16 protein-coding genes and 1 other RNA gene are annotated in these 12,831 nt (G+C 38.8%); 10 read left to right on the top strand and 7 right to left on the bottom strand.

All coding sequences use genetic code 11. The features are described 5' to 3' along the window. Positions 1-23: 23 nt before the first annotated feature. The 3 genes from CBM24_RS03725 to tgt form a co-directional block, all read right to left on the bottom strand. Entirely contained in the window at positions 24-935 is a 912-nt protein-coding gene (locus tag CBM24_RS03725; RefSeq protein WP_088160250.1) for a DMT family transporter, read from the bottom strand. Positions 936-1,032: 97 nt separating this feature from the next. Beyond that, positions 1,033-2,109: an LptF/LptG family permease gene (locus CBM24_RS03720; protein ID WP_088163445.1), complete on the bottom strand. Its 1,077-nt coding sequence runs from the start codon at positions 2,107-2,109 to the stop codon at positions 1,033-1,035. A gap of 26 nt (positions 2,110-2,135) precedes the next feature. Beyond that, positions 2,136-3,266 carry a tRNA guanosine(34) transglycosylase Tgt gene (gene tgt / locus CBM24_RS03715; RefSeq protein WP_075991063.1) on the bottom strand — a complete coding sequence of 377 codons (1,131 nt, stop codon included), beginning with the start codon at positions 3,264-3,266 and terminating at the stop codon, positions 2,136-2,138. 275 nt (positions 3,267-3,541) lie between these two features. Here tgt and CBM24_RS03710 point away from each other — a divergent pair, with 275 nt between their 5' ends. Continuing rightward, on the top strand, positions 3,542-4,684 hold the full coding sequence (locus tag CBM24_RS03710) for a glycosyltransferase (RefSeq protein ID WP_088160249.1): 1,143 nt from the start codon (positions 3,542-3,544) through the stop codon (positions 4,682-4,684). Positions 4,685-4,706: 22 nt separating this feature from the next. Then, positions 4,707-5,342, top strand: a complete 636-nt coding sequence (gene rsmG / locus CBM24_RS03705) for a 16S rRNA (guanine(527)-N(7))-methyltransferase RsmG (RefSeq protein WP_088160248.1) — start codon at positions 4,707-4,709, stop codon at positions 5,340-5,342. On the opposite strand, the gene CBM24_RS03700 is transcribed toward rsmG, so the two are convergent. The 3 genes from CBM24_RS03700 to CBM24_RS27150 form a co-directional block, all read right to left on the bottom strand. Next, entirely contained in the window at positions 5,343-5,933 is a 591-nt protein-coding gene (locus CBM24_RS03700; protein WP_088160247.1) for a hypothetical protein, read from the bottom strand. It lies immediately after the preceding gene. A 75-nt stretch (positions 5,934-6,008) separates the two neighbouring features. Further along, positions 6,009-6,242, bottom strand: a complete 234-nt coding sequence (locus tag CBM24_RS03695) for a hypothetical protein (protein WP_070560687.1) — start codon at positions 6,240-6,242, stop codon at positions 6,009-6,011. A gap of 13 nt (positions 6,243-6,255) precedes the next feature. After that, positions 6,256-6,417, bottom strand: coding sequence for a hypothetical protein (locus CBM24_RS27150; protein WP_157698362.1), 162 nt, complete (start codon positions 6,415-6,417; stop codon positions 6,256-6,258). Between the two features lie 87 nt (positions 6,418-6,504). On the opposite strand from CBM24_RS27150, the gene dprA reads away from it, so the two are divergent. The 5 genes from dprA to accD all read left to right on the top strand — a co-directional run bounded on the left by dprA (position 6,505) and on the right by accD (position 10,906). Continuing rightward, complete coding sequence (gene dprA / locus CBM24_RS03690; protein ID WP_088160246.1) at positions 6,505-7,623, top strand: DNA-processing protein DprA; 1,119 nt, start codon at positions 6,505-6,507, stop codon at positions 7,621-7,623. 87 nt (positions 7,624-7,710) lie between these two features. After that, a complete protein-coding gene (locus CBM24_RS03685; RefSeq protein WP_088163444.1) occupies positions 7,711-9,216 on the top strand; it encodes an MFS transporter in 1,506 nt (501 codons plus the stop codon). Next, positions 9,209-9,436 (top strand): DUF6814 family protein, encoded by a 228-nt coding sequence (locus CBM24_RS03680; protein WP_075991056.1) that lies wholly within the window; start codon positions 9,209-9,211, stop codon positions 9,434-9,436. Before CBM24_RS03685 ends, CBM24_RS03680 begins: the two co-directional genes overlap by 8 nt. Positions 9,437-9,742: 306 nt before the next feature. Further along, an RNA gene (ffs, locus tag CBM24_RS03675) (signal recognition particle sRNA small type) lies at positions 9,743-9,840 on the top strand. A gap of 223 nt (positions 9,841-10,063) precedes the next feature. Next, entirely contained in the window at positions 10,064-10,906 is an 843-nt protein-coding gene (gene accD / locus CBM24_RS03670) for an acetyl-CoA carboxylase, carboxyltransferase subunit beta (RefSeq protein ID WP_088160245.1), read from the top strand. A gap of 166 nt (positions 10,907-11,072) precedes the next feature. Here accD and CBM24_RS03665 read toward each other — a convergent pair whose 3' ends face one another. Then, positions 11,073-11,408 (bottom strand): hypothetical protein, encoded by a 336-nt coding sequence (locus CBM24_RS03665; protein WP_088160244.1) that lies wholly within the window; start codon positions 11,406-11,408, stop codon positions 11,073-11,075. Positions 11,409-11,596: 188 nt separating this feature from the next. Here CBM24_RS03665 and CBM24_RS03660 point away from each other — a divergent pair, with 188 nt between their 5' ends. The 3 genes from CBM24_RS03660 to CBM24_RS03650 all read left to right on the top strand — a co-directional run bounded on the left by CBM24_RS03660 (position 11,597) and on the right by CBM24_RS03650 (position 12,822). Beyond that, a complete protein-coding gene (locus CBM24_RS03660; protein WP_046674120.1) occupies positions 11,597-11,932 on the top strand; it encodes a MerR family transcriptional regulator in 336 nt (111 codons plus the stop codon). A 193-nt stretch (positions 11,933-12,125) separates the two neighbouring features. Beyond that, on the top strand, positions 12,126-12,500 hold the full coding sequence (locus CBM24_RS03655) for a DUF488 domain-containing protein (protein WP_088160243.1): 375 nt from the start codon (positions 12,126-12,128) through the stop codon (positions 12,498-12,500). A gap of 13 nt (positions 12,501-12,513) precedes the next feature. Beyond that, the gene (locus CBM24_RS03650) at positions 12,514-12,822 is read left to right on the top strand and encodes an AraC family ligand binding domain-containing protein (RefSeq protein ID WP_088160242.1); all 309 of its coding nucleotides are present in this window, start codon (positions 12,514-12,516) and stop codon (positions 12,820-12,822) included. Positions 12,823-12,831 lie beyond the last annotated feature (9 nt).

Genomic DNA, 12,831 nt, shown 5'->3' with positions numbered 1-12,831 from the left:
ATAAATTGACTTCACTGTCTCAATTAATGCAATTTACGAATAACCAGATCCTTTTGTCTATTCTCCAATTTGGTTTTTACATAAGGGTAAGTAAATACTGCTCCTAAAACGATACAGGCTCCAAGATAAAACCCGCCGCTCATGGTCTCCTTTTGCCCAAATATCAACATCGCCAACAGAATACCATAAACAGGCTCCAGATTGGTTGTCAGCGCAACAGTAAAAGCAGATAATTCCTTCATAACAGCAACGCCCATAACATAGGCCACCGCCGTACAAACCACACCTAACAACAGCAGATAAATTAAATCTTGCTGCCCCAGTCTCATTTCAGCATTGAAATCTCCTGTAAACAACATCAATATGCTGATCCAGAAGCATGCCCCCATCATCTCATAGAACGTAATCAGGGTTGGGCTCGATTTTTTAACCATACGCGCATTGGCGATAGAAAATATACTCGCGCAAAACGCACAACCAAGCCCCGCCAATAGACCAACGAGGTAATGTGTTTCAAAAGAAAAGATCGTATAAATACCGATGATAATTACCAAACCAACTACAATATCCAACAGTGCAATGCGCTTTTTATTCACAATAGGCTCCAATATTGCCGTAAATAAAGTCACCGAGGATAGCGTAACCAATGTCACCGATACGGTCGATACTTTGATCGAATAAAAAAATAATACCCAATGCAGCCCAACAACGGCCCCCACCATAAAAAACTGGAGAAACTGTTTCCGCGAAACTACAATCGATTGTTTGGTTACCAAGAAATAGATCAACAGCGCGATAGACGCTATTGCAACACGATACCACACTAAATGAAGGGCAGATACGGAAATCAGACTACCCAAAATCCCGGTAAATCCCCAAATAAGTATTGTTAAATGCAGAATTAGAATATTCCGATTTAATTGAATTTTAGCCATATTCTCTAGAATACATTTGTATAGAAATGATGAGCAATACCTATTATTTCCCTTTATAAGGCAGGCTCACTGAAGTTATTGAAAACTGAACAAAAAATTACTTTGGCGCTTTTATCGCCAGGTATAGTGCTACCAAAAAGAAGGTAACATTCGGAATTAATACGGCTATCAACGGTGGCAGTCCCCCTTTCAAAGAAAACATCGTTGCAAACTGTATAAAGACGATATATGTAAAACTTAACGCGATACCAATCCCAAGACTCAATCCTATCCCCCCACGCACTTTCTTAGAGGACAGTGCCACACCCATCAAGGTCAGTACAAAAGCTGAAAATGGATACACATAACGCTTGTATTTCTCAAGCAATAAATCGTTCATGACTCCTGTTCCTCTGATCTCCTCCTTATGGATACGAATATTTAATTCGCGTGTATCCATGGCGGTAAACATATTGTCACGTACCTCAAAATCCGAAGGTTTCATATCCAAAGTCGTGTCTTTAACGGCTCCTTTGTCCATGCGTTCATGCAGTCCATTGATAATACGATTGGTATATCCTTCGATCTTCCATTTTGTTGCCACCGAGTCCCAAGTAATACGGTCAGCCATCATTTTTTCCTTGAGGGTATCCCCTTTGAAAATTTCAAGTACAAAGCCGTATCCTGTTTTGGTTGTATTATCAAAATTGTCTATATAAACATAGCTATTTTTGTCCAATTGCATGTGAGTAGAAACCCTCGAGTTATCCTTGGGTGGCTTTACGTAGATATTTTCAAAATCAACCTTCATTTTATTCGTATTCGGAATAATAAAAATGTTGAATACCAAAGAAATGGCAAATATCAGGGTTGCAGCGATCATGTAAGGACGAAGCAAACGGTTAAAGCTATACCCGGCACTTAGAATTGGGACAATTTCAGTTTGGTCCGCCATCTTGGAGGTAAAGAAAATAACCGCAATAAAGTTGATCAGCGGACAAAGAAAATTTAAGTAAAAGGGAATAAACCCCGCATAATACTCAAAAATAATCTTATCGAGGGGTGCATGATATTTTAAAAAATCATCCAATCGTTCGGACACGTCAAAAACCACCATGACAACAGTAAATATCGCCATAGTGAATAAAAAAGTACTTAGATACTTTTTGATAATGTAACGATCGATTAACGACAGCATTTTTTTACTTGAGCTATTTAGTTCTACAAACGTTGATCCAATATTTTCACCATTTTGTTTTTCCAATCGTAGAAAGTTCCATCAATGATTCGCTCCCTAGCCTGATTAACCAACCAAAGGTAAAAATGTAAATTATGTAAAGAAGCAATTTGTGCCCCAAGAATTTCTTGTGATTTAATCAAATGCCTTAGATAGGCTTTCGAATAAAATTGATCTGCATGCAGATCACTCTCCGCTTCTATTGGTGAAAAATCATCTTTCCACTTTTCATTTTTGATATTGATAATACCATTTTGTGTGAAAAGCATACCATTTCTAGCATTACGGGTTGGCATAACGCAATCGAACATATCCACCCCTAAGGCAATATTTTCAAGAATATTTACCGGTGTTCCTACGCCCATAAGATAACGTGGTTTGTCATGCGGTAAGATATCACAGACAACTTCGGTCATAGCATACATTTCCTCCGCAGGTTCGCCTACCGATAATCCACCGATCGCATTTCCTTCACGGTTAAACGAAGCAATAGTCTCTGCGGATTTAATTCTTAAATCTTTGTAAACAGATCCTTGAACAATTGGAAACAAAGTCTGATCATACCCATAAAGCGGATCAGTGCTATCAAAACGATCCACACAGCGTTTCAGCCAACGATGGGTCATATCCAAAGAACGACGTGCATACCCATAATCACATGGATAAGGCGTACACTCATCAAATGCCATAATGATGTCTGCACCGATAATACGCTGCGTATCCATTACATTTTCTGGTGTAAATAGATGTTTTGATCCATCGATATGGGAACGAAAGGTAACCCCTTCTTCTTTGATCTTACGTACTTCGGTCAACGAATACACTTGATAACCACCAGAATCTGTTAAAATAGGTCGATCCCAACCATTGAATTTATGCAATCCGCCGGCTTTATTCAACACATTCAGCCCCGGACGTAAATAGAGGTGGTACGTATTACCCAGAATAATCTGCGCTTCAATATCGTTCTTCAATTCATGTTGATGAATTGCTTTCACTGTACCTGCCGTACCAACAGGCATAAAAATAGGCGTTTGAATGGGACCGTGTGCAGTTTCGACAACACCTGCACGTGCTTTTGACAACTTATCTTGTGCTTGTAGCGTAAATTTCATTAATATTTTTCCTCTGAGACTATTTCTATTTTAAAGAATGATTTGCCATGGAAATGGCGATATCGGCATTTGGAGTAAAAAATTAAAAACTCATTTTCAACTAGTTGCAACTTAAAAAGTCATTATAGCTTTCCTAATTTCCACCCAAGCTCGGATTCATCCCTAGAATACGTTGCAAAAATACTATAAAAAGATTTGCAAACAGGATGTTTCAAAAATAAATTATCATTTTTCCCCTATAAAAAAGTTGCGGAAAGCACTTATCTTTGTGAGCTATGCTTGACCTTCACGTATTTTTGGCCAATCTTCCATATATTGCTTTCGGAGTATTGGGTCTTTTCCTATTGATACAATTGTACTACATCTTATTTGTATATAGCAAATTGAGTCGTTATCAAATTGAACCTGTACAAGAAGGAACCGAATTCCCACCGCTATCCGTTATTATTTGTGCACACAATGAACAGGATAATATTCCTGAATTCCTTCCGAGTATACTGAATCAAGACTATCCCAATTTTGAAGTAATTGTTGTCAATGATTTCTCAACAGACAATACGCCTTGGATATTGCATGATTTCGAAGCAAAATATCCCCATTTAAAGATTGTGGATATCAAAGAGCATATTCGCTTGAAACATGGTAAAAAGTTTGCTGTCAGTATGGGTATCAAAGCATCAAAGCACCAGACACTGGTGTTTACCGATGCGGATTGTGCGCCACAATCCGATCAATGGCTCAAAGAAATTGCCGCAGCTTTCAGACCGGAAACAGAAATTGTACTAGGCTATTCTCCTTATTTTAAGAAAAAAAGCTTGCTAAATCTATTGATTCGATTTGAAACCAGCCATACTGCCATGAGTTATTTCTCCTATGCACTAAAGGGTGATGCCTATATGGGAGTAGGGCGTAACATGGCTTACAAAAAAGACCTTTTCTTTCGTAACAAAGGATTTGCAGCACATATGCATATTAAATCCGGCGATGATGATCTTTTTGTTAACCAAAATGCAAATCCGACCAATGTTAACATTGCACTGGCAGCCGAATCCATTGTCTATTCGGAACCCAAAGCGACTTGGAGGAGCTATTACAAGCAAAAAGCAAGACACTCAGGCGCCTCTACCATTTACAAAAAGCGACATCAGCGCATGCTGGGCACTCAGCTGGTATCGGCAGTCTTTTTTTACGTAGCACTTATCGCAACAGCGATTGCCTTTCCAATGTACTGGTATGTTCCCGTTACAGCCTACCTTCTAAGGCTGATTGCCCAATGGATAATATTTGCCAACATCTATAAAAAACTAGAAGTAAAGGAACTGATTTGGTGGCTGCCTTTGGTAGACTTCATCTACTATTTCTATATTTGCATCAATGGCATCTTCAGCAGAAAAAAGAAAAAAATAAGCTGGAAATAATTCACTTTTAAAATACGAAGCTTTGAATCCAACAGTTGATATCATCTATAACTATTTTCCAAAATTAACGGATATTCAAAAAGAACAGTTTGCAAAACTTGCCGACCTCTATACATTTTGGAATAGCCAAATCAATGTTATTTCACGTAAAGACATTGATAGCCTCTACCTGCACCATGTGTTACATTCGCTAGGTATCGCTAAATTTGTCCAAGAGCTCACGCCAGGAACACAAATTTTGGATGTGGGAACCGGAGGAGGCTTTCCAGGTATCCCAATGGCCATTATGTTTCCTGAAGTCAAATTCCATTTGGTCGATTCTATCGGCAAAAAAATTAAGGTCGTACGTGAAGTTGCAGCTGGACTCGGTCTCCAGAATGTTGAAGCAGATCATATCCGCGCAGAACAACTCGACGACAAATATGATTTTGTCATATCACGTGCGGTGACAAGACTTGGAGAATTTACGCCTTGGATACAGAATAAATTCGCAAGAAAAGATAAAAACGGGATCCCTAATGGAATTCTTTACTTAAAAGGCGGAGATCTCACCGAAGAGATCAAAGAATCTAAGCTCAAAGCAGAATTACACCCACTTTCAGATTACTTTAAAGAAGATTTCTTTGATACAAAATATCTGGTATACGTACCTATGTAATTAAAGTTTGCCATTACCCATAGGAAACTGAAGTCTCCTATGGATAATGTCTACAGAATCGAGGTAGTTCGTTAAACACTTATGGATATAAGCGATCTTCTCATAGCGATCATTCTCACGAAGCCATTTTAAGGAAGGCTCATAGTATATCCTAAATTTGCGCAACGAATCTCCCGATAGCTTGCTGTATTCCCCTGTCAAAGGATACCATTCCTCGCGAATCAGATCCTGTTGGTATTCTTTTTCAAACTGACGTTGAAGTTTTCTCGAATTTCGTCCCTTTCGACTGAATTTATTGTAAAGCTTGTTCAGATTGACAGCAATTCCGCCCTGATGAGGCAAGGTCACCATATTTTTCGTATCAACCCAGAAAAAGATCGACTTATACTCCTCCTTTTTTTCTTCCCATTTATCCCCCGCTGATTTGCGTTTGATCGAAACAGTATCCAAACGTAACGTATCTTTTGGACTTCCTTTTTTCCCAATGGTATCCAGAAGATGAGGTCTCCCGGAATAGGCAAAAACTCCCGGCCGATAAAACGAAAAGTAGACACAGAAAAACAATAAAGATAGAAATCCGATACGTACCATATTTATAATTGATAAACCAAAATAACCAACTATAAATAAAATTAAAAAGTATTTAACTATCTTTAACTTAAGAGACTAAAGACCCAATTCTTTTTTAATTTCTAAGCCAATTAGATTGATTTCTTCATCCATACCGAACATAGGAAGCTCCGTTTCTGGATTAAGTTTCAACCAGTTTGTATCATTGTCTTTAATAATCTTTACGTATTCCACACCATCCTTAAAAATAACATACGTATCTTCTTCCTCAGGGAAAACAGAATAAACTATATCCCCCAATTCGATATCAAAAGGTTCTTTCATTTCCATAGTTAAAATATCATTAATCGCTCAAAGTTACCAATTCCTCTTCTTTCTTTCCAAAATTGACCAATATTTCATCCCACTCGATCTCAAATAAGCTCAGGAAAATTGCATTCATTCTAGAGCAATCCGCAAATTTTCCAGCAGGCACGTGATCTCCTCCGATTAAGAACTTCGTCATTCTACTAAAAATACAACAAGCCTGAGCAATTCTAACAAAAAGTACAACAGCTCGTTATATTTTTCATATATTTAGATAAACCCAATTATGAAATTAATTTATCCCATAGCTTTGACGAAAATCAAGGGGATTGGCCCTAGAACAGCGCGTCACATCATTGACCAAGGTCACGATTTAGCGGACATATTTGCATACTCAAAAAAAGATTTGATGCAAATTCTTGGGATACGTGAGTCAATCGCCGAAGCAATATACAATAAAAGCTATATGCCCGCCTGTGAAAAAGAACTCGCTTTTATCGAAAAACATCAGATACAAGCGTTATGGCTGGAAGACCAAAATTACCCCGATAGGCTACGACAATGTGAAGACGCTCCGCTTGTTGTCTATTATAAAGGGAACCAACCACTCAACAGTGCAAAAGTTATTAGTATCGTCGGCACTAGACATGCGACCTATTATGGCCAGAAAATATGCGAAGATTTGCTAGAAGCCATGAATTGTACCAAAGACACCTTAATCGTTAGTGGTCTTGCTTATGGTATTGACGCATTAGCACATCGCAACGCACTAAAAAATAATATTCCAACCGTTGCTGTATTAGGGCATGGTCTCGATCGAATTTACCCCGCATCCCATCGCGAACTTGCCACAAAAATGCTAGACCAAGGCGGTTTATTGACAGAATTTACATCCAACACATTACCTGAGCGCAGTAATTTTCCTATGCGCAATCGCATCATAGCCGGTATGGCAGATGTCACCATTGTCGTAGAAGCTGCAATTAAAGGAGGCGCATTGATTACTGCCGAAATTGCCAACAGCTACAACCGCGATGTATGCGCCTTTCCAGGAGCCGTTTATGAAAAAAGCTCTGAAGGCACCAACTACCTCATCAAAACCAACCGTGCTCATATGATTAGAGGACTTCAGGATCTCGAATATCTCATGAATTGGGAAGTCAGCATAAAAGCTGTTGACCAGCAGCTTAGCCTTCCTTTGACACTGACAAAAGACCAACAACTCCTTTTTACACTCATTCAGCAAAAAGGACAATTAGAGATAGACCAGATGATTGACCTCACAAAATGGCCACAAAGTAAATTGGCCTTAATCCTATTGGAACTTGAAATGCAGTCACTCATTCACGCCTTACCCGGAAAACGGTATAAAACTGCCGGACACACGGAAATTCAAAAAAATTAGCTCATTTCCTATCATGCAGCAGTACTAAAATGCCGCTTGGATCGCAATAAAAATTCAGAATCATACTCAACAAAAAATCAAGAATTAATGAACGAAAACAATACAAAAAGTATTTGGAAAGTCATCGGAGCTTCCTCCATGGGAACACTTATCGAATGGTATGACTTTTTCATTTTTGGCAGCCTATCCATTGTAATTTCCACCAAATTCTTTCCGGCAGAAAATCCAACAGCGGCTTTTCTTTCAACCCTAGCCACATTTGCCGCAGGTTTTGTTGTCCGACCATTTGGCGCCCTATTTTTTGGCCGACTAGGCGATATTATCGGTCGAAAATATACGTTTATGGTTACTTTAATGCTCATGGGTGGAGCAACATTTCTCATAGGTTGTATCCCCAGCTATGAGAGTATTGGGTTTTGGGCACCGCTGCTGGTGTTGATCCTTCGTCTCTTGCAAGGTCTTGCTCTAGGAGGAGAATATGGAGGTGCAGCAACTTACGTCGCCGAACATGCCCCATTGGGCCAGCGGGGTTATTGGACATCATGGATACAAACAACAGCTACCTTTGGCCTTTTCATATCACTCGTTGTCATCCTCCTGACCAAAGGCTTTCTCAGCGAATCACAATTTGATTCTTGGGGATGGCGGGTTCCTTTCCTCCTATCTTTAGTCATGGTATATGTTTCCTATCTTATTCGTAAGAAGATGAAGGAATCACCCGAATTTAGCAAGGCCAAAGCGGAAGGAAAAACAAGTACAAATCCGCTAAAAGAAAGCTTTGGCAACCGATACAACCTCAAATTTGTACTGCTCGCACTTTTTGGTGCAGCCATGGGACAGGGCGTTGTTTGGTACACGGGACAGTTTTACTCGATGAGTTTCATGAAAACGGTCATGCACCTTCAATCTGACCAGGCCGATACAATCCTCGGCATCGCACTACTGTTGGGAACTCCATTTTTTGTCGTATTTGGGTGGCTTAGTGACAAAATTGGACGAAAATGGATCATGCTCGGTGGGATGTTACTTGCCGTATTGACTTACCGCCCGATTTACGAATCCATGTACCAACTTTCTAATGCAGAACAGAAAGTCAAGGTGAACGAAACAACGGAGGTCCCCCTTGGACCGCAATCAACAGAAGTCATTTCGATCATCAAGACTCAATATGAGGACCAGACCGAAGTTACTAGAGCCAGCATGATACATCAGTCAGGAAAACTCAAAGGACAGCCAATGACCAAAACCACAGTCCATCTTGCAGGCAAGAACTATATGCTGCTCGTCCTGCTGATCTTTATACAAGTGATTTATATTACAATGGTGTACGGGCCCATCGCGGCATTTCTTGTTGAACTATTCCCTGTAAAGATCCGGTACACATCCATGTCCTTACCCTATCATGTTGGAAATGGAATATTCGGCGGCCTCCTTCCTGCGGTATCGACATACTTAACAACAAATGCTGAAGCATCCAATACCCCGCAATTCTATCTTGCAGGTTTGTGGTACCCTATTATCATTGCCATTGTATGTTTTATCATTGGTAGTATTTATATCAACAACAAATCAACTCCCGCAACACATGAATAATCTCAAAAAATTCCTCGGCATACTTTGGATCGTTTTAGCATTGTTTACCGCTTATTTCTCCATTTTTGAACTGGCCCTGCCAAAGATTTCAACGGGACATCAGGAAGATCTCGTTTTCGGAATCATTATCCTGTGCATCTTAACTCCCATAATCTCCATTGGACTCGGCTTATTTGGCTATTATTCCCTATTGGGCGAATACAATCAAGAAAAAATGTAGTCCAAAAAATGAGATCGACTTTGAATAAGGGAAATTAGACTATATAAGCCTATTCAAAGTCGATCTCATATACGCCAGATTATACTACTTCCGACGTTTCCAAAAGAACAATTACAGCCAGTGGACTTCGCCAAGCACTTATTTTACGCCATTGTTAGCGGATTTACACAGATACCAGCTATTTTCCACCATAAAATAAAGCTAAGAGCAGCTACTAAATACAATTTATTGCAATGATAATCAGCAGCATAAGATAAAATAGCATTTTTTCTTTCCTAAAACTGTTTTTTTTTCTACTTTTGTGGCGGGTAAGTCTTCTACGACCAGCTCCCATTGACTCCCCCAGGTTGGGAACAAAGCAAGGGTATTTGGTTGAGCGGTGCGATAGGAGTAGCTTACCCTTTTTTTATGCCCATTTTTTTTGACTAATCCTCCGGTCCAAAATTCAATTCTAACCTAATAATCAGCTAAATACCTTATATATCCCAATTGTTACCCGCATTTCCCCTATTTATAGAAGCCCTGTTACACAAGGAGTTTTAATCGCTTGGCATGTACATTCAACACAATTATAATTGTATATAAAAGCAAATTTATATAAGTTTGTAATCGAATAAGAACTATCGTATGAGTTGGTTTAAAAGAGAAAAAGCTGGTATTAGCACAGCTACCGCTAATAAAAAAGAAGCACCTGATGGTATGTGGAACAAATGTCCCACATGTAAAAAACCATTGTTGCATCTTGAACAAGTAGAAAACGATTATGTTTGTCAATATTGTGGGCACCACTTAAGAATTGGCTCCAAAGAATATTTTTCAATTTTATTTGACAATAACGAATTTACAGAACTATTTCCTAATCTAAATTCTGGTGATCCATTAGAATTTTTCGATTCAAAGCCATACCCTGAACGTTTAAAGGAAAGTCAAGCCAAAACAGGCCTGAAAGATGCTTTACGTTCTGGCCATGGAAAAATGAATGGTCAAGACATCGTTATTGCTTGTATGGACTTTAGTTTCATCGGCGGATCAATGGGATCTGTCGTTGGTGAAAAAATCGCGCGTTCGATAGATTACTGTATTGAGCATAAAATTCCATTTATGCTAATCTCCAAATCAGGAGGTGCACGTATGATGGAAGCCGCATTTTCATTGATGCAAATGGCTAAAACTTCGGCTAAATTAGCGTTATTGGCAAAGGCAGGACTTCCTTACGTTTGTTTATTGACTGACCCTACGACAGGAGGAGTTACAGCATCTTACGCGATGTTAGGTGATGTAAATATCGCAGAACCGGGAGCATTAATCGGATTTGCAGGACCACGTGTCATTAAAGAAACAATCAAAAAGGATCTTCCAAAAGGATTCCAGACTTCAGAATTTGTTCTTGAGCATGGATTTTTGGATTTCATTGTCGACCGTAGACAGTTAAAAAACAAAGTAGCTACTTATCTTAAATTAGTGGGATAATCATCCTCAAAATAAAAAAGAAAGCGGTGCCAAGAATATTCTTGGCACCGCTTTCTTTTTTGAAAGTGTCTATTTTATCGGCTAGAAAGCATCTTCAATTCAGCTCATAATTGTTGTGCCTATGACCTTATGAGGCTTTTATGGCAGGGTTGAATAGGCCATCTTTTTAAAGATATCGCCAAAAAGCCCATATTTTTCTTTTGGACAAATAATCTGTTTCGCCCTCCCTGTCATACGCTTCCCGCTCAAAAGAAATACGCCGGTAGGCTTTATCAAAATCTCTAAATTGAATAAAATGAACGACAAATTCTATGAGATACCATACATAGAAAAAGAGAATACCTAATTCAAGCGCCTGTCGCAAATGTATACGCTCATGACGAATCAAGTCGTCCTGCTGTTTAAAAAAGGTATTTTTCAGAAAGATAAAAGGATAAATAGTAATTGCATTGGCTTTTCCAAAAGAGAAGAAATTCGTCCAAAATTTGCTAACTATAATCATATATGATGTTTAGACCGTTTTCAAACTAGTCAAACTTAGAAAAATTTCCCTTTATACACAATTATTATTGGCTTCTCATGAATTGTACGATATCCCTCTCGGTCAGTCCCTAATCAGATAAGAGATCGCAAAAATTTCTTTTTGAATTGGAATTTTTATTAAGTTTGCTATAGATTAATCGTGAAGATATGCCGTACAAAGAGCGTGAAATAAATAAATTGTATTATACAATGGGAGAAGTTACAGAAATGTTTGATGTAAATGCGTCCCAAATACGTTTTTATGAGCGTGAATTTGACATTCTACAACCTAAGAAAAATAAAAAAGGCAATCGCTTATTTACGCAAGAAGATATTGCCAATTTAAAGATCATCTTCAATTTGGTTAAAGATAAAGGTTATACCCTACAGGGTGCACGTGATTACCTGCGTGACAACAAATCTGAGGCAAAAGAAAATCAACGTGTTGTAGATTCATTGGAGCGCTTGAAGAACTTTCTTCTTGAAGTTCGTGATTCACTATAGTACCTGAGAAACGTCTTTTAAAACTCCCGCAATAGGAAACTTTCCATCGTTTTCACCAACTTCTTCCCGTCTATCCGAGAGGGAAATTCTTTCGATTTATAGAAGAAATAAGATAACGAGCTGACACATTTTACAGCTGAAAATCATATATTTATTTTACATCAGTAATAGTGTTATTTTATAATATATAGCCATGAAAATTGTGCTAAAAAGAATATATGATGCAGCTTCCCCTAGTGATGGGTATCGTGTACTCATCGATAGACTTTGGCCTCGCGGAATAACAAAGGAAAAGGCTCATTTGTCTGAATGGAATAAGAATCTTGCCCCTTCAAAAGAACTTCGGATCTGGTATCACCACAATCCAGCTTTGTGGGATGACTTCTCGGAAAAATATCGAACAGAACTAAAGCATAACAACTATTGCAAGGAATTTCTTGACCACAACAAGCAACAAGAAATCATTACGTTATTATATGCCGCCCATGACACCTTGCATACCCACGCCCTGATCTTACAGACCTATTTACAGGACCTTTATCAACAATATATCAGCAACAACAGATAATAGTACAACGACCATGCAGACAGCATCTATTTTTCAAAACGTCACATTTCAGGACAAAAAACCCAAAATGGACCTCCTGCTAGAAACAAATGGCAGCAAAGAATATCGCTTGGCTTTTGCAGAAGGGCAATATCTAAAGGAGCATACAACAGCTGCATCAATTATTGTGGAAATTGTCGAAGGCAATATTGATTTTGGCGTTAACGGAAGCAAAATCAGTCTAACGAAAGGCATGTTAGTGACATTAGAGCCGAATGTACCGCACGATCTCTTTGCCATTACCCAAAGTATCGTCCGGCTGTCTATTCATAAAAAAGACTAAAGAAGAATC

Source organism: Sphingobacterium sp. G1-14 (assembly GCF_002196555.1).
Lineage (GTDB): Bacteria > Bacteroidota > Bacteroidia > Sphingobacteriales > Sphingobacteriaceae > Sphingobacterium > Sphingobacterium siyangense.
Note: the sequence above shows the minus strand (reverse complement) of the source record. Positions and strands in the feature narration are given on the sequence as shown.